At 71.5% G+C, this 20,593-nt stretch carries 20 protein-coding genes; 9 read left to right on the forward strand and 11 right to left on the reverse strand.

What is annotated here, in order from left to right; genetic code table 11:
* Positions 1-25: 25 nt before the first annotated feature.
* The gene (locus MUY22_RS09460) at positions 26-1,876 is read left to right on the forward strand and encodes a prolyl oligopeptidase family serine peptidase (RefSeq protein WP_247058892.1); all 1,851 of its coding nucleotides are present in this window, start codon (positions 26-28) and stop codon (positions 1,874-1,876) included.
* Between the two features lie 67 nt (positions 1,877-1,943).
* Here the strand turns inward: MUY22_RS09460 and MUY22_RS09465 are convergent, their stop codons facing one another.
* Genes MUY22_RS09465 through MUY22_RS09490 form a run of 6 tightly spaced genes read right to left on the reverse strand, consistent with a single transcriptional unit; the run spans position 1,944 to position 7,048 of the window.
* Positions 1,944-2,162: a tautomerase family protein gene (locus MUY22_RS09465; RefSeq protein WP_256475987.1), complete on the reverse strand. Its 219-nt coding sequence runs from the start codon at positions 2,160-2,162 to the stop codon at positions 1,944-1,946.
* A 9-nt stretch (positions 2,163-2,171) separates the two neighbouring features.
* Positions 2,172-3,197: a GNAT family N-acetyltransferase gene (locus MUY22_RS09470; protein WP_247058894.1), complete on the reverse strand. Its 1,026-nt coding sequence runs from the start codon at positions 3,195-3,197 to the stop codon at positions 2,172-2,174.
* Positions 3,191-4,234: a GNAT family N-acetyltransferase gene (locus MUY22_RS09475; protein WP_247058895.1), complete on the reverse strand. Its 1,044-nt coding sequence runs from the start codon at positions 4,232-4,234 to the stop codon at positions 3,191-3,193. The genes MUY22_RS09470 and MUY22_RS09475 overlap by 7 nt, the downstream gene beginning before the upstream one ends.
* Positions 4,231-5,289: a hypothetical protein gene (locus MUY22_RS09480; protein ID WP_247058896.1), complete on the reverse strand. Its 1,059-nt coding sequence runs from the start codon at positions 5,287-5,289 to the stop codon at positions 4,231-4,233. The genes MUY22_RS09475 and MUY22_RS09480 overlap by 4 nt, the downstream gene beginning before the upstream one ends.
* Entirely contained in the window at positions 5,286-6,326 is a 1,041-nt protein-coding gene (locus MUY22_RS09485) for a GNAT family N-acetyltransferase (protein WP_247058897.1), read from the reverse strand. The genes MUY22_RS09480 and MUY22_RS09485 overlap by 4 nt, the downstream gene beginning before the upstream one ends.
* Positions 6,323-7,048, reverse strand: coding sequence for a hypothetical protein (locus MUY22_RS09490; RefSeq protein ID WP_247063776.1), 726 nt, complete (start codon positions 7,046-7,048; stop codon positions 6,323-6,325). Before MUY22_RS09490 ends, MUY22_RS09485 begins: the two co-directional genes overlap by 4 nt.
* A gap of 323 nt (positions 7,049-7,371) precedes the next feature.
* Between MUY22_RS09490 and MUY22_RS09495 the strand changes: the two genes are divergently transcribed.
* The 5 genes from MUY22_RS09495 to MUY22_RS09515 are packed head-to-tail and all read left to right on the forward strand — an operon-like array spanning position 7,372 to position 13,428.
* Positions 7,372-8,382 (forward strand): glycosyltransferase family 2 protein, encoded by a 1,011-nt coding sequence (locus MUY22_RS09495; protein WP_247058898.1) that lies wholly within the window; start codon positions 7,372-7,374, stop codon positions 8,380-8,382.
* Positions 8,379-9,620 (forward strand): ATP-grasp domain-containing protein, encoded by a 1,242-nt coding sequence (locus MUY22_RS09500; protein ID WP_247058899.1) that lies wholly within the window; start codon positions 8,379-8,381, stop codon positions 9,618-9,620. Before MUY22_RS09495 ends, MUY22_RS09500 begins: the two co-directional genes overlap by 4 nt.
* The gene (locus tag MUY22_RS09505; protein WP_247058900.1) at positions 9,617-10,876 is read left to right on the forward strand and encodes a hypothetical protein; all 1,260 of its coding nucleotides are present in this window, start codon (positions 9,617-9,619) and stop codon (positions 10,874-10,876) included. The genes MUY22_RS09500 and MUY22_RS09505 overlap by 4 nt, the downstream gene beginning before the upstream one ends.
* 12 nt (positions 10,877-10,888) lie before the next feature.
* Positions 10,889-12,706 carry a carbamoyltransferase C-terminal domain-containing protein gene (locus MUY22_RS09510; protein ID WP_247058901.1) on the forward strand — a complete coding sequence of 606 codons (1,818 nt, stop codon included), beginning with the start codon at positions 10,889-10,891 and terminating at the stop codon, positions 12,704-12,706.
* The gene (locus MUY22_RS09515; protein WP_247058902.1) at positions 12,703-13,428 is read left to right on the forward strand and encodes a hypothetical protein; all 726 of its coding nucleotides are present in this window, start codon (positions 12,703-12,705) and stop codon (positions 13,426-13,428) included. Before MUY22_RS09510 ends, MUY22_RS09515 begins: the two co-directional genes overlap by 4 nt.
* Here MUY22_RS09515 and MUY22_RS09520 read toward each other — a convergent pair.
* Positions 13,394-14,020, reverse strand: a complete 627-nt coding sequence (locus MUY22_RS09520; protein WP_247058903.1) for a TIGR03085 family metal-binding protein — start codon at positions 14,018-14,020, stop codon at positions 13,394-13,396. The genes MUY22_RS09515 and MUY22_RS09520 overlap by 35 nt on opposite strands.
* A 73-nt stretch (positions 14,021-14,093) precedes the next feature.
* On the opposite strand from MUY22_RS09520, the gene MUY22_RS09525 reads away from it, so the two are divergent.
* Together MUY22_RS09525 and MUY22_RS09530 are read left to right on the forward strand one after the other, a co-directional pair.
* Entirely contained in the window at positions 14,094-15,161 is a 1,068-nt protein-coding gene (locus MUY22_RS09525) for an NADH:flavin oxidoreductase/NADH oxidase (RefSeq protein WP_247058904.1), read from the forward strand.
* 280 nt (positions 15,162-15,441) lie between these two features.
* Positions 15,442-16,830: a glutamate decarboxylase gene (locus MUY22_RS09530; RefSeq protein ID WP_247058905.1), complete on the forward strand. Its 1,389-nt coding sequence runs from the start codon at positions 15,442-15,444 to the stop codon at positions 16,828-16,830.
* A 49-nt stretch (positions 16,831-16,879) separates the two neighbouring features.
* Here MUY22_RS09530 and MUY22_RS09535 read toward each other — a convergent pair whose 3' ends face one another.
* The 3 genes from MUY22_RS09535 to MUY22_RS09545 form a co-directional block, all read right to left on the reverse strand.
* On the reverse strand, positions 16,880-17,356 hold the full coding sequence (locus MUY22_RS09535) for a Dps family protein (RefSeq protein ID WP_247058906.1): 477 nt from the start codon (positions 17,354-17,356) through the stop codon (positions 16,880-16,882).
* A 31-nt stretch (positions 17,357-17,387) separates the two neighbouring features.
* Positions 17,388-17,810 (reverse strand): organic hydroperoxide resistance protein, encoded by a 423-nt coding sequence (locus MUY22_RS09540; RefSeq protein ID WP_247058907.1) that lies wholly within the window; start codon positions 17,808-17,810, stop codon positions 17,388-17,390.
* A gap of 135 nt (positions 17,811-17,945) precedes the next feature.
* Positions 17,946-18,518 carry an NADPH-dependent FMN reductase gene (locus MUY22_RS09545; protein ID WP_247058908.1) on the reverse strand — a complete coding sequence of 191 codons (573 nt, stop codon included), beginning with the start codon at positions 18,516-18,518 and terminating at the stop codon, positions 17,946-17,948.
* Between the two features lie 137 nt (positions 18,519-18,655).
* On the opposite strand from MUY22_RS09545, the gene MUY22_RS09550 reads away from it, so the two are divergent.
* On the forward strand, positions 18,656-19,708 hold the full coding sequence (locus MUY22_RS09550; protein ID WP_247058909.1) for an alpha/beta hydrolase: 1,053 nt from the start codon (positions 18,656-18,658) through the stop codon (positions 19,706-19,708).
* Between the two features lie 114 nt (positions 19,709-19,822).
* Here the strand turns inward: MUY22_RS09550 and MUY22_RS09555 are convergent, their stop codons facing one another.
* Positions 19,823-20,353, reverse strand: a complete 531-nt coding sequence (locus MUY22_RS09555; protein ID WP_247058910.1) for a hypothetical protein — start codon at positions 20,351-20,353, stop codon at positions 19,823-19,825.
* Positions 20,354-20,593: the final 240 nt, after the last annotated feature.

The raw sequence follows: 20,593 nt of genomic DNA on the forward strand, positions 1-20,593 counted from the left end.
GGCCAGAAGGTGGCAGGATCGAGGGGTGAGCACGCAGTCAGCCAACCAATATCCGCCCGCGGTGGTCCCGGACCGGCTGTTCGACGAGGCCGAGACCGAAGCCCGCTGGCGCGCCCGCTTCCACGCGCCGCGCATTTCCGTGCCCGACTGGGCCCGCGACGCCCCCGATTCAAACGTCTACGTCTCCAACTCCAGCGGTGTCTGGGAGGTCTACGCCTGGAACCGCGCGACCGGCGAGCACCGCCGCGTCACCGATCGGCCCAACGGCACCATGCACGCCACGCCCTCGCCGGACGGCGAGTGGATCTGGTGGTTCGACGACACCGACGGCGACGAGTTCGGCTCGTGGGTGCGCGAGCCGTTCGCCGCGACCGAGGGCAGCAAGCCCGAGAAGGCGGTTCCGGACGTCCACGACGGCTACCCGGCCGGCCTCGAGATCGGCACCGGCCTCATCGCGATCGGCGTCTCGACCGACGACGGCAGCGAGCTGTTCGCCCGGATCGGCGGCGAGACGCACCGCTTCTACAGCCACGCGGACGACGCCGGCATCACGTCGCTCTCGCGTGACGAGAGCCTGATCGCCATCTCGCACTCCGAGCACGGCGACTCCCGCCACCCGGCGCTGCGGATCCTCGCGACCGACGGGTTCGCCACCGTCGCCGACAAGTGGGACGGCGAGGGCAAGGCCCTGTCCGCCCTCGAGTTCTCCCCGCTGCCCGGCGACCAGCGCCTGCTGGTGCTGCACGAACGGCGGGGCCGCGAAGAGCTGCTGGTCTGGGACGTCCGGGCGGACACCGAGACGGAGATCGAGCTCGACCTGCCCGGCGAGGTCGTCGCCGGCTGGTACCCGGACGCGCGCGCCCTGCTGGTCGTGCACTTCCACGAGGGCCGCAGCTCGTTGTACCGCTACGACCTCGACTCAGCCGAGCTGTCCTCAGTGGACACTCCGGCGGGCCGGATCGGCGGCGCCGGCGTGCGTCCCGACGGGACCGTCGAGTACTCCTGGTCGAGCGCGGCCGAACCGGCCGCCGTCCGCGCCCGCACCACCGACGGCGCCGACGCGGTGCTGCTGTCACCGCCGGGTGACCGGGCGCCGGGGTCGGAGCCGCTGACCGACGCGTTCGTCGAAGGCGTCGGCGGCCGGATCCACGCGCTGGTCTCGCGGCCGTCCGGGGCGCCGGAGGGCCCGCTGCCGACGGTGTTCTCGCTGCACGGCGGCCCGCACGCGGCCGACGAGGACCGCTTCTCGGCGTACCGCGCGACCTGGCTCGACGCCGGGTTCGCCGTGGTCGAGGTCAACTACCGCGGTTCGACCGGCTACGGCTCGGCCTGGCGCGACGCCATCGAGGGCCGGCCCGGGCTGACCGAGCTGGAAGACGTCGCCTCGGTGCACGACTGGGCCGTCCAAAGTGGACTCAGTGACCCGAAGAAGTGCGTCGTGAACGGCGCTTCGTGGGGCGGTTACCTCTCCCTGCTCGCGCTCGGCACGCAGCCCGCGCGCTGGGCGGCGGGCGTCGCCGGGGTGCCGGTGGCGGACTACGTCGCCGCGTACGAAGACGAGATGGAGCAGCTGCGCTCGTTCGACCGCGCGCTCTTCGGCGGTTCGCCCGACGACGTGCCCGCGGTGTACGCCGAGTGCTCGCCGATCACCTACGTCGACGCCGTCACCGCGCCGGTGCTGGTGCTGGCCGGCGACAACGACCCGCGCTGCCCGATCCGGCAGATCGAGAACTACCTCGACCGGCTCGGCGGCCGCGAGCTGCACCACGAGTTCTACCGGTACGACGCCGGCCACGGCTCGCTGGTGATCGCCGAGACGATCAAGCAGACGTCCATCGAGGTCAACTTCGCCCAGCGGGCCCTCGGCCTGCGCTGACCCACACCAAGTGCCGTGAGGGGCACCTTCAGGGACAGATAAGCCCTGAAGGTGCCCTTCACGGCTTTCAGCGTTCCGAGTGCAGGACGCCGCCCGTCGACCAGTGGTCCGCGCCGACCTCGATGAGCGTCACCTGGACGCCTTCGGGCTTGCCGCCGCAGGTGCGGACGAACGCGTCGGTCAGCTCCCGGACCAGGGCGCTCTTCTGGGCGGGCGTGCGGCCGGGGAACATCGAGACGCTGATCATCGGCATGGCGGGGCTCTCCTGAAGCGCGGCGGGTGAGATGCCGCGAAGCTAGCAAACCGGGACGGCCGCCGCGTACTGCGGGACGAGCCGCGCCCCGAGCGTCGCCTTCATCTCGGTCATCTTCTTGCCGAACACCACCGACGACCGCCCGTGCGCGATCGCCCAGCTCACCGCCTCGCCGTAGAAGTGGAAGTACAGGTTGGGCCGCCCGCCGGCCTCGGGCCCGAGCGCGCCCCAGTGCCGCGCGATCGGCAGCTCCGGGTGGTCGAGCAGGGTCGCCACGGCGAGCAGCCGCCCGGTGCCGGTGTCGCGGTACTCGATCACCGTGACGTCGGGCTGGCGCAGCAGCTCCGTCAGGTAGCCGGTGAAGTGCGGCAGCGGCACGATCGGCACGTCGTGGTGCTTGCGTTCGTTGTGCCGCAACACTTCCGCGATGGCGACCGGGTCGGCCTCCTTGCCCGGCACGCACCGCACCTCGACGCTCGGGTCGGCGTCGAAGGTGCGGAAGATCTTGCGCAGGTTCTGCTTGCGCTTGCGAGCCAGCGAGTGCATCCAGTCGTCGCGGGAGCCGAACGCGCTGACGTCGAGCACGGCGATGTCCTCGGTCCGCCGCACCAGCCGGAACCGGCCGCCGACGGCGTCGAGCCCGGCCTCGCCGACCTGCCGGACCAGCATCCCGCGGAACCCGCGGCCGAGCTCGGCGCGGATCGCCGGGACGTACGTCTCGAGCAGCCGCGTCACGCCGCCGTCGTCGCCCGGGTCCGCGAACCACCAGCCGGGCTGGGAACTCGCGCCGGGCCCGCGGACGTCGAGGCCGCCGAGCCGGCCGCGGCGCGCGGTCGCGGAACCGAAGCGGTTGCGGCGGGTCCGGCCGGTGACCCACGCGGCGCAGACGACACCGCGGGGTTCGTCGCCGTCGCGGAGCACGGTGACCGGCTGCGGGGTCCGCGCGGCCCACGCCTGGGTCCGGAGCACCTCCCAGCTCCAGTCGGCCCGGAGCCCGGCGCGCTCGCGCAACGCCGTCCAGTACGCCGGTTCCGCGTCGTGGCGCGGGTCGAGCACGTCGGTCACCATCGGATCACCGGCCTCGGCACGACGGCCCCGGCCATCGGGGCCGGGGAGAACCCCAGCGATGTCTTGAGGTCGGTGACCCCGCGGCCCAGGGACAGGAACTTCCGGCGGTGCTCGATCATGTGCCCCACCCCGCGCGCGACGACGTCGAAGTAGAGGTGCTTCGGCCGGCCCTCGGCGGGCGGCAGGGCGGCCCAGTGCTGGTGCAGCGGCATCACCGGGTGGTCGAGCAGGTCGGTGAAGGCGAGCAGCCGGCCGTCGGCGTCGTGGTAGGTCGTCGTGACGACGTCCGGGCGCCGGATCAGCTCGTCGAGGTACTCGCCGGTGACCGGGCCGCGCTGGTCGAACTTCACCGGGCCCTTGGCCGCGCGGTGCGCGTGCAGCATCGCGGCCAGTTCGGCGCCGTCGAGGTCGTCGCGGGCGGTGCCTGCGCGGACGGTCAGGCCGGGGTCGGCGGCGATCTTGCGGATCTGGCCGCGCAGGCTCGACCGGCGGTTGCGGCTCAGCGTCGCGAGCCAGCCGTCGAGGTCGGTGAAGGTGTTCTCCAGCACCAGCGTCGGCTGGATCTCCCGGACGAGCCGGCCCCGCCCGGACACCAGCCCGGTGGCGTCCGGCGCGACCGCGCGGTAGACCACGCCGAGGCAGCCCGGCCCGGCGAACCGGCACACCGCCCGCTCGAACCGGCGCAGGATCTCGCGCTGCCCGGCCGGGTCGACGTCTTCGGCGAACAGCCACGCCGGGTAGCTGCTCAGCCAGGCGTGCTGGACCTCCAGCCAGCGCGGCCCCCAGCGGGCGACCCCGCCGACCGGGCCCGGACCGGTGGCCGAACCCGGGCGGCACAGCATGGCGAGCACAGCGGCGACGATCGCGCCGCCGTCGGTGACCACGGTCAGCAGGTACGGGCTGCGCGAGTGCCGCGACTCCGTGCACAGCAGGCTGTAGTCCCAGGTCAACGGCGCCTGCTGGGTGTGCAGGAACGCGGCCCAGCCGGCGGGCTCGGGATCGGTGCGCGGGTCGAGCACCCGCACGGCGAAGGTCATCGGCCCAGCACCGGACGCGGCACGGCGATCGACCACAACGAGCGCGTGCCGAAGCCGAGCGCGACCTTTTCGGCGAGCATCGCCCGGCCCGCGGTCAGTTCGGGCCGCCCTTCGGCGATCATGTGCGCCACGCAACGGGCGTAACAGTCGACATAGAGCCCCTTCCGGCCGCCGGCCGCGCTCGGTCGCGCCGCCCAGTGGTGCACCGCGCACCCCGCGGGATGGTCGATCATCGTGGCGAAGCCGAGCAAGCGGCCGGCGTTGTCGCGGTAGGTCCGGGTCAGGACGTCCGAACGGCGGACCAGCGTGTCGAGGTAACCGGGCGCGACCGGGCTGCGGGTGTCCATGCGCAGCCCGCCGATCCGCGACCGCTGTCCGCCCGCCCACGCGCGCTCGTCCTGCCGCGCGCGGTGGGCGTTGAGCAGCACGGCCAGTTCGTGCGGGTCGACGTCGGTGCGGCCGAACGCCGCTTCGGTGCCGACGTCCTGGTGGAGGTACCGCCGGACCTCGGGAGCCAGCCCGCGCTCCCATTCGTCCACTGTGGAATACGTGTTGCGCAGCACGGCGGCCGGGTCGATCTCGCGGGCCGCCCGGCCCCGGCCGTCCAGCGCCGGCACCAGTTCCGGGTTCATCGCCCGGTAGATCACCCCGAGCAACCCGGGCCCGACGTAGTCGCGCAGCGCGCGTTCGAACCGCCGGACGGCGGCCCGCTCGTCGACGCCGTCGTCGAAGACGCACGCGGGGTAGCCGCTCAGCAACGGGAGGTAGACCTCGGCCCAGCGCGGCCGCAGCCGGCCACCGGAAAGCGGCCCGAACTCGCGGGACCGCCAGCCCCGGCACACCATCACCGACAGCGCCCCGACGACCCGCTCGCCCTCGCGGACGACGGCGAGCACCGGTGGGTTCTTCGCCAACCACGCCTCGCGGCGCAGTAGTTCGTAGTCCCACACGGGTGGCAGGCACCGGGCGCGGAACGCCGCCCAGCCGTCGGGTTGCGGGTCGACGCGGGGGTCGACGACGTCCACTTGCGACACCATGGTCGCGGTCGCGGTCATCGGCCCAGCACCGGCCTCGGCACCGCCGCGGCGAAGAGCGCGCGCGGCCGGAACCCCAATTCCCGCTTCAGTTCGACCATGCCCCGGCCCGCCGAAAGTTCTTTCGCCCCGCGCCGCGCCATGAATCGGACAGCGCGGACATACGCGTCAAAATACAACCCTGCGCCCCGGCCGCGTTCGTCCAGCGGCAACGCCGCCCAGTGCTGCAGGCTGGGGCTGTCCGGGTGGTCGAGCATGGTGTTCACGGCCAGCAGCCGGCCGTCCGCGTCGCGGTAGGTCAGCGTGTGGACGTCCGGACGCCGGACGTAGCGGTGCAGGAACCCGGCCGACGGCATCGTGCGCGTGTCCAGCGGGAGCTTCCCGTACCGCTCGCGGTGCACCTTGATCAGCGACGCGACCTCGACGCCGTCGACGTCGTCCCGGCCGGGGCCGCCGCGCACCACCAGCGCCGGGTCCTCGGCGATCCGCCGGCCGCGGCGGCGCAGGCTCGATCGGCGGGCGGACGGGAGCGTCGCGAGCCAGTCGTCTTCGGTGGTGAAGCGGTTTTCCAGCACGGTCGTCGGGTCGGTCGGCTTGACCAGCCGGGCCCGGCCGCCGACGCCGGCGGCGAACTCCTCGCCGATCGCGCGGTAGACCACGCCCAGCAGCCCGGGGCCCAGGTGCCGGCGCAGCTGCCGTTCGAACTCGCGCACCAGCGGCTGCCGGTCGGCGGCCGGGAGCGCCGGCGCGAACACGATGCCCGGGAAGCCGCTCAGCCACGGCTGGTAGACCTCCGCCCAGCACGGGCGCGGCGAACGACGTCCCGGCGCCGGCGCGAACCGCGAGGACCACGGCAGGCGGCAGACCAGAACGGACATCCCGGCGACGACTTCGTCCCCCTCGACGGCGGCGACGACCAGCTGCGGGTTGCGCGCGCCCCAGGCCTCGAGGCCCATCAAGCCGTAGTCCCACACCGGGTGCAGCCGTGCGGTCCGGGAGAAGTCCACCCAGCCCGCGGGCGCCGGGTCCGTGCGGGGATCGTGGAACACGAACCTCATGCGACGACGACCGGGCTGCCGTGACGCGGGCAGGACTCGATCCGGCCGGGCACCCCACCGGCCGGGATGACGTCGACGAACCGCGGGGACTCCTGGCGCAGCAAGGTGAAGGCGAGCCCGCCGGCGGTCGGCCGGGCGTGGACGTGCGGCCAGTCGAGGTGCCACCGCCCGCAACCGGCCAGCGCGCCGAGGTAGCCGAGCGCCGGGTCGTGCAGCACGCCGTACGGGCCGGCGTCCAGCGAGTCGAGTTCACGGTGCGGCACGGCTTCGACACGGTGCGCGCTGTCTTCGGGCAGGGCGGCGGTGAACGTCGTGATCGCCTTGTCGTCGCCGACGGCGAGCACGCGGTGACCGCGCGCCAGCACCGCCGTCAGCTCGCGGAGCACGGACGCGCTCGGCGCGTCGGGATCGGCGACGCAGCCACGAACGCCTTTCGGCAGGTCGGAAGGCGGGCGGAGATCGTCTTGTCCCAAAAGGACGATCAAGCTGCCGGGCGTGGGCCGCCGCGCCGTCCGCAGCACCCGGCCGAGGCCGCGCGACGGGTCGGTCCACTGCGCACCCCCGGCGAGCGGGACCAGGTCCACGAGCTTGTGCACGGCTTCTGCGAGCGGCGCCGCGCCGCCGTTCGTCCCGGTGCGACCCGGTACCAGCACTGGATCTTCACGGCCGTCGAGCGCCCAGCGCTCGCGGTAGAACGGCACCGTGGCGAACGCCGAGCGCACCGCCCGCGCGTAGGCAGCACGCCACACAACACCAGCCCCCAGACTCCACATGGCCGGGGAGTCTGCGCCATCGCGAGGCGTAGTGGAAGGACTTCGTCCGCAGGACACCCCGAATGCCGGATGGGTTAATACTTTGGTCTGGGTCTGAACGGAGGAATTCGCAGTAAAGCTGTCCCCAAACGTCGATCGGTCTGCTTATAACTCCGCAACGCCGCGCATCGACAAGCGGTCTGAGCAGATCCAACTGGGGTATTCATGAGCACCATTCGCACTGTCGGTGATCGGACGGACACGAATCCGGCATCACCCGCCCGGCGTTGCAGATGACCAGGGCATTCCCTGGTCCGGCGACGTGCGGACTCACCGTAGTCATTCCGTGCTTCAACGAAGTCGACAACGTCGGACCGTCCTATCGGGAAATAACCAACGAACTGTCCGACTATTCACTCGAACTGTTTTACATCGATGACGGGAGCACCGACGGAACGCTGGGCGAGATCCGCACACTCGCCGCGGCCGACCCCCGGGTGCGGTATGTGTCCTTCAGTCGCAATTTCGGTTTCGAAGCCGCCTTCTCGGCCGGCTACCGGTACGCGTCCCAACCCTGGGTGCTGCACATCGACGCCGACCAGCAGTTCCCCGCCGCCGAGTCGCACAAGCTCATCGCGGCGGCCGAACAGGGGTACGACGCGGTGTTCGGCGTCCGCACGAACCGGCAGGACCCGCGGCTGCGGCGCTGGGGCACCGCCGCGTTCCACTTCATCGGCGCCCGCCTGCTGCGCATCGAGATCCCGCCGGGCGCCACGGCGTTCCGGCTCGTCCGGGCCGAGCTGGCCCGGAAGATCGTGGACCTGCGGCTCGGCACGCCGTACTTCCTGGCCACGGTCCCGCGGCTGACGAGCCGCTACACCTGTGTCCAGGTCGCACACCGGGCCCGCGAGCGCGGTGAGTCCAAAGTGGGCATGAGCTTCCTGTCGTCGCACGCCATCGAGCTGTTCGTCGGGTTCACCCGCCGGCTGACCACCGTGGCCTCGGCGACCGCGTTGTTCGCCGCCGGCTTCGGCGTGCTGGCCGCCGCGGCGGCGGCGTCCGGCCTGCTCGGCTCGAGTGCCACGGCCGTGACGCTCTTCATGCTGCTCACCGTGCTGCTGCTGGTGCTCTCGCTGACCGTGCGCTACCTCGTCGTGGTCGGCGCGGGGCAGCCGAAGCCGCGGCAGTTCTACATCCGGGAGGCGAACGTCGTGGTCGACGTCGAGGACCGGCTCTTCACGACCGAGGACCCCGAGGGGCCCCGGCGGATCGATGTGCAACTGGGGAAAGGCATTTCAGCGTGACAAGTTCCGAGAGAGGCTCCGCGAGAACCCTGGTGATCCTGGGCGGCGCGGACGGTGCGGTGAGCACCTACGAACGGGCCCGCGAGCTGGGCTTCCGCACGATCTGCGTCGACGTCCGCCTCGGCGCGCCGGGGGTCGCGTTCGCGGACGAGTTCCTGCAGGTCAGCGTGCGGGCGCCGGAGCAGATCGCGGCCGCGCTCGACGGCCGGCCCGACATCGCCGGGGTGCTCTGCCCGGCGAGCGACGTCGGCCTGCCGACGCTCGCGTGGCTCACCCGGCACTGGGGCCTGCCGGATCCCCTGCCCGAGTACGCGGTCCAGGCGTCGACGGACAAGTCCGTCTTCCGCGCGCTCTGTGACCACTTGGGACTCCCGGGCTACCGCAGTGTCGCCGGCCGCCCCGGCCCGGAGCTGGTCAACGCCGCCCAGCAGCTGCGGTTCCCGACGCTGGTCAAGCCGGTCGACTCGTCCGGCAGCCGCGGGGTCGTCTCCTGCTCCGGCCCCGGCCGGCTGGCCAAGGCGTTCACCGAGTCGCTCGCGTTCTCGCCGTCCGGCCGCCTGGTCGTCGAGGAGCACCTCGACGGCACGCACTACACGATCGAAGCGCTGGTCGTGGACGGCCGGATCGTCTTCCACGCCGTCACCGAACGCACGCTCACGCCGCCGCCGTTCTTCGTGACGTCGTCGCACCTGCTGCCCGGCGAACTGCCCGCGGACGCCGAGCTGCGGCTGATCGAGGCGCTCGACCTGATCTGCGCCGAGCTCGGCTACCGGACCGGGCCGCTCACGCTGGACGCCGTCCTGGGCCGCGACGGGCAGCTCTACCTCATCGAGATGGGCGCCCGGATGGGCGGGAACGGCCTCGCGGAAGCGATCCAGCACTGTTACGGCGCCGACCTGATCGCCGCCGGGATCGCGGCGGCCACCGGTGACGCGGTGGAGCTGGACCTGCACGCGGCGAAGCCGACGCTGGTGCACATCCTCGCGTCCGACCGCGGTGGTCATCTGTCCCGGGTGGACGGTGTCGAGGACGTCCGCACGATGCCCGGCGTGGTCGGGCTGCACCTGTTCGCCGACGAAGGGTCCTACGTCAAGCCGTACGAGCAGGCCGGCTACAAGCTGGGTTACGTCGTGCTCACCGCCCGGTCCGTGCCCGAGGTGCTCGCCGCGGAGAACGAGGTGCGCGGCACGCTGAAGTTCCTGCTCCACGAGCAGGACATGGCGGTACCCCTGCCGTGACGGGGTTGTCCCCCGCCGCCCCGCCGGTCGTGGCCCCGCCACGGCCGGCGGTGGTGCTGCGCCTGCTCGCCGGCCGCGGGGTGTTCCGGTTGTCGGTCCAGCTGATGGGGCTGGTCCTGCTCACCGCGTGGGGCGCGCACGACTACGGGCGCTTCACGAACGCGCTCGGCCTGATGACGTGGCTGAACTTCGTGCCGGCCGCGGCGGAGAAGTCCGCGCTCAAGGCGTTGCCCCGGCTGCGCCTGACCCGGGACGCGGTCGCCGCGCTCGCGGTCCGGATCGCCGCCGTGCCGGTGCTGGTGGTGCTGGCCGCCATGGTCGTCGCGCTCGTCGTCGCGCCGGAGTCGGACGCGGCGCTGTACCTGACGGCGGCCGCGTGGTCGATCGCCGGCGGGCTGCTGATGACCGTGTCCGGTCTGCACCGGCTGCGTGACAAGTCCATTTTGGACGCGCTCGCGTTCGCCGCGGGCTCGGTCGTCGTCGGGATCATCACGTGCGTGACCTGGGCGGTGCGGTGGTCCCCCGAGACGCACCTCGCGCTGCTGCTCGCCGGGCTCGTCGTGATCCTCGGCGCGTCGGTGGCCCTGCTGCCGAGGCCGTGGCTGCGCGGCGGCGGCGTGCCCGGGCACCGGCTCCTGCCGGCGTACGGGCGCAGCACGGTCCTGCTCGGCCTGACCGAACTGCTCGACGTGATCTCGACGTCGGTGGTGTTCGGCGTGCTGGCGCTGTCCGGGCGGACGACCGACAGCGGCCCGTTCTACCTGGCGCTGCTGGTGTCGAGCGCGTTCTGCTCGCTGCTGTTCTACCAGCTGAAGCTGCACCAGCCGACGGCGTCGCGGCGGATGCGCGGCACCGGCGCGGTGGCCGGCCGGGCGCGCGCGTCGGAGCTGCTGAAGCTGGTCGAACGGGCCGGGATCGGCTTCGCCGTGCTGCTCGGGGCGGGTCTCGCCGTGCCGTCGACACGCGCGTTGCTCATGACCGAGGACAGCTACGTCGTGCTCGGGGTGCTCGTGCTCGTCGAGACGGGGCTGTACGCGACCGGGCTCTACGCGAGCTTCCTCATCGAAAACACCAACAGCAAGGTGCTGACCCTGACCTCGGGCACCGCCGTAGTAGCGCTCGCCGCCACCGCCGTCGGCGCCGCGCTGCTCGTGCCCCCGCTCGGGCCGGTCGGCGGGTTCGCCGCCCTCGTCCTCGCGCTCGCGGTCAAGGCGGCCGTCCTGCGGCGCCTGCTCCACCGCCGTCACTCGTTCTGAACTGGGAGAATCATGTACGTACTGGGCATCAGCAGGGTCCACGACTCGGCGGCGGCACTCGTGCGCGACGGCGAGATCATCGCCTTCGCCGAGGAGGAACGCTTCACCCGCAAGAAGCACGACGGCGGTTTCCCCGCCGAGGCCATCAAGTTCTGCCTGGAGCGCGCCGGGATCACGCTGGCCGACGTCGACCACGTCGCCTACTACTGGCAGCGCTGGAAGGAAGGCATCCACGCGGCCAAGGTGTTCGCGCGCTACTTCCCCGGCACGCTGGACGTCTTCCGCAACGCCAACGGCGACGAAGGCGGCCGTTCGTCGGGCATGGTCGACACCTTCAAGACCGGCGGCGGCTCGGGCCACGACGACTACCACGTCGGCGGCGCGGTCCTGGCCCACATCAAACGGTCCTACACGCTGGAGCAGGAAGTCAAGGACGCCACCGGGTGGACCGGCCCGACGAAGTTCAAGACGCACCTCGTCGACCACCACCGCGCGCACGCGGCCAGCGGCTACTTCATCTCGCCGTGGGACGAGTCGGCCGTGCTCACCTTCGACGGCATCGGCAGCGACGGCACGGCGACCTACCTCGCGCACGGCCGCGGCAACAAGATCGTCGACCTGCGGCGCATCAAGTTCCCGCACTCGCTCGGCGCGATGTACGCCGGCGTCACCGGTTACCTCGGCTTCTACCCGACCCGCGACGAGGGCAAGATCATGGGCCTCGCGCCGCTGGGCGAGGACACCTACGTCGACGCGTTCAAGCAGCTCATCCACCTCGACGACGACGGCGGCTTCGAGCTGGACCTGAGCTGGTTCGCCCACCACCGCACCGGCAAGCACGTGATGGCCGAGAAGTTCGCCCGCACCTTCGGCCCGGCGCGGCCCAAAACCCGCGTCACGGCTGAGAATCCCGTTCCCCAGCACTACTGCGACATCGCGTACGCGCTGCAGGTGACGCTGGAGGAAGCGGGCCTGCACCTGGCCCGGTGGCTCCAGCGCGAGACCGGTTCGAAGCGGCTGTGCGTCGCCGGCGGCGTCGCGCTCAACAGCGTCATGAACGGCCGGATCCTGCTGGAGACGCCGTTCGAGGACTTCTTCGCCCAGCCCGCGGCGGCCGACGACGGCTGCGCGCTCGGCGCGGCGCTGGAGGTCTCGGTCGGCAAGTACGGCAAGCCGCGCCCGCGTGACGGCTACACCTACACCGGCCCGGACTACACCGAGGCCGAGATGGAGGTGGCGCTGCAGGACGCCGGCGTCGAGTACACCCACGTCGACGACATCGCCGCGCACACCGCCGCGAAGATCGCCGACGGCCGGATCGTCGGCTGGGTGCAGGGCCGGATGGAGTGCGGGCCGCGGGCGCTGGGCAACCGCTCGCTCGTCGCCGACCCGCGCGACCCGGAGTCGAAGACCCGGATGAACGAGAAGGTCAAGCACCGCGAGGCGTTCCGGCCGTTCGCGCCGTCGTGCCTGGCCGAGCGCGCGGGCGAGTACTTCGTCAGCGACTACCCGTCACCGGTGATGCTGCTGGTGTTCGACGTCCTGCCCGACAAGCGCGCCGAGGTGCCGGCGATCACGCACGTCGACGGGACCGCGCGGGTGCAGACGGTCAGCGAGGCGGACAATCCGCTGTACTACCGGATGATCAGCGAGTTCGAGAAGCTGACCGGCGTGCCGATGGTCGTCAACACGTCGTTCAACGACAACAACGAGCCGATCGTGGCGAGCCCGGCCGACGCCATCGCCTGCTACCTGAAGACCGACGTCGACGCGCTGGCCCTCGGCCCGTTCTGGGTCGAGAAGCCGCGGCTGGAGGAAGACACCGAATGACGATCTCCGCACCCGCCCCGGTCACCCCCGATCAGGGGTGGGTCGGCGCGTTGTACCGGCGGCGGCGGTGGCTGTGGCTGGTGGCCGCCGTCCCGGCCGTGGTCACGACGCTGCTGATCATGGTGATCCTGCCGCCGGACCAGACGCTGGACAACGTCGGCGACTGGGCGTTCAAGCTGTGCCCGTTCCTGTTCGCGGTGCTCACGGTCGCGCTGTTCCCGCGCACGAAGCTGGGCCCGGCGCTGATCGTGTTCGCCGTGTTCGTCTACATGTCCTATTTGGACACCGAACTGGTGATGCGGGTCCAGGCGTTCGCCCGCGACGCGGCCACGGACGACGACGCGTTCCAGCCCGTCTACCAGTTCGAGCTGTTCGTGACGACGTTCATCGTGCTGTTCGCGCTGCTGGCCTACCGCCTCGGCGGCGGCCGGACGGCGAACGTGCTCAAGGCCGGCGTCGCGTCGATCCTGGTGGTCATCTCGGGCGTCAACGACCTGACGTTCTGGGCGCTCAACGACGTCTGGGCGGCGGGCACGAAGCCGACCGAGCTGAAGTGGGCGTCGCACATGATCGTGTTCCTCGGCGGGCCGCCGAGCGTGCCCGCCGCGGTGGCGTTCATGGCCGTGCACCTGGTGCTGGCCGCGATCGTCGTCGCGTTGCCGGTGGGCCGGTGGGTGAACCGGGCGCTCAGAGTCCCCGCTTCACCGACTGAAGCTTCGTGACCGCGGCCGGGTCGCCCTGGAAGTCCAGGTTCACGGCGTCCCGGCCGAACACGAACAGCAGCAGGTCGACCGGGTCCCCGACCACCGTCACGGGGTCGGGCCCGGTCTTGACCGCGGCCTCGCGGCCGTCGGTGGTCCGGAGGGTGACGCCGACCGGCGACTTGCGGAGGTTGAGCTTCGCGGCGCCCTTGGCCGAGCGCCACGCGGTGGCGTCCCGGGTGGGGTCGGCCGGGCGCGGCTGCCAGTCCGGCTGCGCGCGGCGGACGTCCTCGTGGTGGACGAGGAACTCGGCGCCGTTGGTCAGCTCGTCGAGCGGGCCGATCGAGGTGGGCCAGAACTTCGACGGCCCCTGGCGCACCTGGTCGACGAGGCTCGCCCACGGCTTCGCGGCGTAGCGGTCTTGGACCTTCTTCGTGTACCCGGCGAGCGCGGGCACCGCGATGCCCGGCGCGGCGTCGATCCGGTGCTCGCGCACGACGAGGTGCGCGGCGAGATCCCGCGTCGTCCAGCCTTCGCACAAAGTCGGCGCGTCGGGCCCGAGGTCCTCGAAGAGCGAGCTCAACGCCTGGCGTTCGTCAGCAGCGACACCCATGTGTGTGACGCTACTCGCCGGTACCCGGGTCGGCGACGGGAAGAGACCGCGAGCACGTGTCGTTGACCGGGATGTGAGCCGACTCTTCAGCCCGATCACCGTCCGCGGCCTGACGCTGCCGAACCGCGCGTGGGTGTCCCCGATGTGCCAGTACTCCGCCACCGACGGCCTGCCAGGCGACTGGCACCTCGTCCACCTGGGCCAGTTCGCCACCGGCGGCGCCGGCCTGGTGCTGACCGAAGCGACGGCCGTCACCCCTGAGGGCCGGATCAGCCCGCAGGACACCGGCATCTGGAGCGAGGCGCACGCCGACGCGTGGCGCCGGGTCGTCGAATTCGTGCACGCCCAGGGCACCGCGATCGGCATGCAGCTGGCCCACGCGGGCCGCAAGGGCTCGACGAAGCGCCCGTGGGACGGCTCGGGCAGCGTCGCCGCTTCGGACGGCGGCTGGCCGAGCGTCGGCGCCGACGCCCAGGCGTTCGGCTCGTACGACCCGGCGCGGCCGCTTTCGACGGACGAGGTGAGCGCCCTGCCGGCGGCGTTCGCGGCCGGCGCCCGCCACGCGCTGGACGCCGGGTTCGACCTGCTGGAGCTGCACTTCGCGCACGGCTACCTGGTGCACCAGTTCCTGTCGCCGCTGTCCAACTCCCGCACGGACCGCTACGGCGGCGACTTCGAGGGCCGCACCCGGCTGGCGCTGGAGATCACCGACGCGGTGCGCGCCGAAGTGGGCTCATCGGTGCCGCTGTTCGCGCGCTTGTCGTCGTCGGACTGGACCGAGGGCGGCTGGACGATCGAGGACTCGGTGCGTCTCACGAAGCTGCTGGCCGAGCGCGGCGTCGACCTGGTCGACGCGTCCTCGGGCGGCAACACCCCGAACCCGGACATCCCGGTCGGCCCGGGCTACCAGGTCCCGTTCGCCGCCCGGATCCGCACCGAGACGGGCCTGCCGACGGGCGCGGTGGGCATGATCACGGACCCGGAGCAGGCGGAGGAGATCGTGGCCTCGGGCTCGGCGGACGCGGTGTTCCTGGCCCGAGCCCTGCTGCGCGACCCGCACTGGCCGTTGCGAGCGGCGAACGTCCTGGGCGCCGACGTGCCATGGCCGAACCAATACGCCCGAGCCAGGTCCTGGCACTGACTCCCGTAACCCACGTGACTGGACCCGTATCCCACGTGACTGGACTCGTATCCCATGTGATTGGGGCCGGAACTCGCGAGTTCCGGCTTCAATCACGTGAGTTCCGGGTCCAGACACGCGAGTTCCGGGTCCAGACACGCGGGTTCCGGCTCTGATCACGCGGGTTCCGGGGCCGTGGCGGGACTGACTTTTGCCGCGAAAGGTCGGTTGCGGTCTCTTTCGGACCGGGACCGACCGTTCGCGCACGCGGCTGCCGGCGGATGGCGCTACCGTCGGTTTCATGGTTCTGCACCAGGGAAAAACCGACCGCCCGGACCGCGTCGGCGGCACGAATCCGATGTACGCCGGAGCGAACCCGGCGCTCGCGGCGGGCTTCGTCATGCCGCACGACAAGCTGCTCGACGCGCCCGTGCCACCGGACACGGCGCTGCAGCTCGTGCGCGACGAGCTGATGCTCGACGGCAACGCGCGGCTGAACCTCGCCACGTTCGTCACGACGTGGATGGAACCGCAAGCGCGTGAGCTGATGGCCGAGTGCGTCGACAAGAACATGATCGACAAGGACGAGTACCCGCAGACCGCCGAGCTGGAGCGGCGCTGCGTGAACATCCTCGCCGACCTGTGGCACGCGCCCGACCTCACCGACATCATGGGCTGCTCGACGACCGGGTCGTCCGAGGCCTGCATGCTCGCCGGGATGGCGTTGAAGCGGCGCTGGTCCAAGCTGGGCCGCACCGGGAAGCCGAACCTAGTGATGGGCGTGAACGTCCAGGTGTGCTGGGAGAAGTTCTGCGAGTACTGGGAGGTCGAGCCGCGGCTGGTGCCGATGGAGGGCGACCGGTACCACCTCTCCGCCGAGGAGGCCGTGGCGCGCTGCGACGAGAACACGATCGGCGTGGTGGCGATCCTCGGCTCGACGTTCGACGGCAGCTACGAGCCGGTGGCGGAGATCTCGGCGGCGCTCGACGCGCTGCAGGAGCGCGCGGGCTGGGACATCCCGGTGCACGTCGACGGCGCGTCGGGCGCGATGATCGCGCCGTTCCTCGACCCCGAGCTGGAGTGGGACTTCCGGTTGCCGCGGGTCGCGTCGATCAACACGTCCGGCCACAAGTACGGGCTGGTGTACCCGGGTGTGGGCTGGGTGATCTGGCGGAACAAGGAGGCGCTGCCGTCGGAGCTGGTGTTCAACGTCAACTATCTCGGCGGCGACATGCCGACGTTCGCGCTGAACTTCTCCCGCCCGGGCGCGGAGGTCGCGGCCCAGTACTACACGTTCGTGCGGCTCGGCCGCGAGGGATTCCGCGCGGTGCAACAGGCCTCGCGTGACGTGGCGACGCACTTGTCGGCCGGCGTCGCCGACCTGGGCCCGTTCGAGCTGCTGACCCACGGCGACCAGCTGCCGGTGTTCGCGGTCACCACCCGCCCCGGCGTGAACTTCGACGTCTTCGACGTGTCCCGCCGGCTGCGCGAGCGCGGCTGGCTGGTGCCGGCGTACACGTTCCCGGCCAATCGCACGGACCTGGCGGTGCTCCGCATCGTGGTCCGCAACGGCTTCACGCACGACTTGGCGGACCTGCTGCTGGCCGACCTGGCCCGGGTGGTCCCGGAGCTGGAGAAGGAAGGAGGCCGCTCCAAGGACCCAGCCAAGGCGACGGCGTTCCACCACTGAGCGCGCGAACGGCCGGCTCCCGGAGGAACCGGCCGTTCGCGAGACGGGGTCAGGCCTGCTGGGCCTGCCACATCCAGTGCGCCTCTTCGAGGGCGCGGGTGATCTCGATCAGCAGGTCCTGCGTCACGAGGTCGCTCTTGTCGGTCTCGTCGATGCGCTTGCGCAGCCGCTCGATGAGGGTCGAAAGGATGTCGACGATCGCGGCGACGGTCGACTCGACCGACTGCCAGTTGTCCGGGTAGTCGGGTACGCCGGAGCTCTCGACGACGGTCTTCGCCTTGCCGTTCGGTGAGACGCCGATGGCGTTCGCCCGCTCGGCGACCTGGTCGACGTACTCGCGCGCGGTGGTCACGAGTTCGTCGAGCTGCAGGTGCGCGCTGCGGAAGTTCGCGCCGACGACGTTCCAGTGCGCCTGCTTGGCGATGAGGGAGAGGTCGACCAGGTCCACCAGCGTCGCCTGGAGGGCGTTGCCGGTGATCTCCTTGTCGGCCTCGGCCAGCGGGCTCTTGATCGGGGACTTGGCCATGCTTGATCCTTTCCTGGAAGCCGGAGCGGGATCAGACGGTCGCGGAGAGCGCGACCTCGATGTTCCCGCGGGTGGCGTTGGAGTAGGGGCAGACCTGGTGGGCCTGCTCGACCAGCTGGTCGGCTTGGGCCTGCTCGACACCCGGCAGCGACACCTTCAGCGCGACGCCGAGACCGAAACCGACGTCCTGCTTGAGCACGCTGACCTCGGCCGTGACGGTCGTGTCGTGCAGTGCCACCTTGGCCTGACGCGCGACCAGCTGCAGCGCGCTGTGGAAGCACGCCGAGTAGCCGGCGGCGAAGAGCTGTTCGGGGTTCGTCTTGTCCCCGCCCGGGCCACCCATCTCCTTCGGGATGGCCAACGACTCGTCGATGACGCCGTCGGACGAGGTGACCTCGCCGTTGCGGCCGTCTCCGCGTGCCGTCGCCACCGCGGTGTAGATCGCCTGACCCATGCTTCGCCTGCCTTCTTCCGGGGACGCTCCGCGTCGAGCGTCTCAGTGGGTACAACATCCCGCACCTGCGGAACAGTGCCCCTACATGGCAGGCATCACGTGCTTCGGTTACCCGGCACCGGCCGGGCGAAACGCTCAGGAGTGGCGCGACACCGCGAACTCGGCGACCTGACGGCCGATCAGCCGCAGCGTGCGGGTGCTCTTCTCGTCGGACGCGCCGCCGCCGTCGTCGAACTTGGTCTCGGCCGAGTTGATCGAACCGCCCAGCGGGGTGGCCCAGCCGCGCAGCGCGTGCGTGATCGTGCGCAGCTGCTCGAGGGTGGTGACCGCGGCCTGCCAGCCGTACGCGACGGCGGCGAGGCCGACGGCGCGGCCGTCGAGGTAGGGGCGGGCGTCGTCGCGGAGGTCCTCGACGTAGTCCAAGGCGTTCTTGACCAGGCCGGACAGCGCGCCGTGGTAGCCCGGCGAGACGACGATCAGCCCGTCGGCGTGGCGGACGGCGTCGACGAGCTGCATCGCGCGTTCGTCGCGCGCCGGCTCGCCTGCGTCGTAGAAGGGCAGCACCAGGTCCGGGCCGGAGAGCAGCCGCGTCCGGACGCCGACTTCCGCCGCGGCGGCGAGCGCGATCTGCAGCGCGCGTTCGGACTGCGAGCCCTCGCGCAGAGAGCCGCCGATCCCGAGCACATTGACCGTCTTGGCTGAAGTCACGCTTTCCAGGCTAACCCCTCCACTTAAGTGGAGGACCAGACTTTGGGACGGAGGTCCAGGTCACAGCCGGTGGCCCACTGGACCAGCTACCTACTGGCAAGTAACATCTGGGCGGCACCGATGCACAGGAGGCAACGATGGCGATCCCGCTCCCGGTCCGCGTCCAGGCCGCCGCGTCCCAGCTCGTGTTCTGGCTACCCGAGCCGGTCCGGCGGGCGGTGGCCGGGCGCCCGGTGCGCCTCGACGGCCAAGACCTCGCCCTCGACGCCCAGCTGCTGCTGCGGCTGCAGAAGCTCTCCGGCGCGGAGCTGGTCCAAGGTTCGGTCGACAGCTCCCGCGCCCTGCTCGACGTCGGCCGGCACCTGGTGAGCGGCAAGTCGATCGAGCCCGTCTCGGTGCGCGAACTCTCCGTGCCGACCCCGGACGGCGATCTCCCGGCGACGCTCTACACGCCGGTCGGGCTGCCGGAGAAGTCGCCGCTGCTGGTGTTCTTCCACGGCGGCGGCTGGGTGATCGGTACCCGCGCCAGCCACGACAACGCCGTCCGCTTCCTGGCCAAGCACGCCGGGGTGCGGGTGCTGTCGATCGAGTACCGGCTGGCCCCGGAGTTCCCGTTCCCGGCGGCCGCCGACGACGCGCTGGCCGCGTTCGACTTCGCGCACGCCAAGGCGGGCGACCTCGGCGCCGACCCGGCCCGCATCGCGGTCGGCGGCGACAGCGCGGGCGGCAACCTCGCCGCGGTGACGGCCCAGCAGGCCGTCAAGCGCGGTGGCCCGGCGCCGGCGTTCCAGCTGCTGATCTACCCGGCCACCGACTTCGCGCAGCGCTACCGCTCGCAGGACCTGTTCGCCGAGAACCTGTTCCTGACCGACGCGCACATGAAGTGGTTCGAAGGCCATTACGTGCCGAAGGGCAGCGACCTGACCGACCCGCGCCTCTCCCCGCTGCGCGCGGACGACCTGAGCGGCCTCCCGCCGGCCCTGGTCGTGACGGCGGGCTTCGACCCGCTGCGCGACGAAGGCGAGGCGTACGCGAAGAAGCTCGCCGACGCCGGGGTCGAGGTGGCGTTGCGCCGGCACGAGGACCTGATCCACGGGTTCATCAACTTCACGGGCGTGGGCACGAGGTTCCGCGAAGCCCTCGCCGAGACGGCGGGAGCGTTGCGCCAGGGTCTGTCCATTCGCGACTGACGCGGGGCCGGATCAGTCCACTGAGGACTGACCGGCGCCCCGGGAAACGACCCGGAGCCCGGCGCGGAGGAATGTCCGCCGCCGGGCTCCGGGTCCCCCTGTTCCTCCGATGGCTCAGCCCGCGGGCAGTGGCGGTACCGGCAGCGGCAACGGCGGCACCGGGAGCCCGCCGAGCAGGCCGCCGAGAATGCCCGTTACCGCGCCCAGCAGTGCTTTCACCAGGTCACTGACGATCTTCAGCGGTCCCGGCAGGTCCGGCAGCGAAGGGATCGGCAGCGGCAACGGCGGCAGCTGGCGCGCCTTGGCCGTCGGGTCGGTCAGCAGCCGGACGGACTCGTCCGCGCGGCCCTTGGCCAGCCCGGCGAGCTGCTGGGTGTCGGTCTGGATCGTGTAGCGCTTCCCGGCGGCGATGTCCGACATCACCGGGCTCATCTGCCCCAGGTCGGACCGGGTCGCGCCGACGTTGCCCGCGTAAGCCACCTTGGTCAGGTCGTCACGCATCTGCAGCACCTGCGCGGCGAGGGCCTGGGTGCTGGAGGAACCCTTGCCCCCGTCCGGGCTCGCCGAAGCGATGCCCGCCGTCGCGACAGCCAGCAGACTGCCGGCGGCTACCAGGGCGATGGACCGCCCGAACTTGCCTTTCATACCTTTACCTCCTGGCCTCGGGAGACCTGACGGGTTAAAGCGATACCCGCCGTATCGGAGATAAGCCACCCTCTCACCGGTTGGTGACGTTTTCCTACCCTTACGTGCCGGATGCGGAAACGGCGAACTCACCCGCAATTGATTAACGCCGAAACCTTGCCAATACCCCTGAAGATCATCCGAGACGATCCCGTTCGCCACCACGGGTCACGGCCGTCCACTATGGAACAGTTCGGCCAC

Source organism: Amycolatopsis sp. WQ 127309 (genome assembly GCF_023023025.1).
In the GTDB taxonomy this organism is placed as follows: domain Bacteria; phylum Actinomycetota; class Actinomycetes; order Mycobacteriales; family Pseudonocardiaceae; genus Amycolatopsis.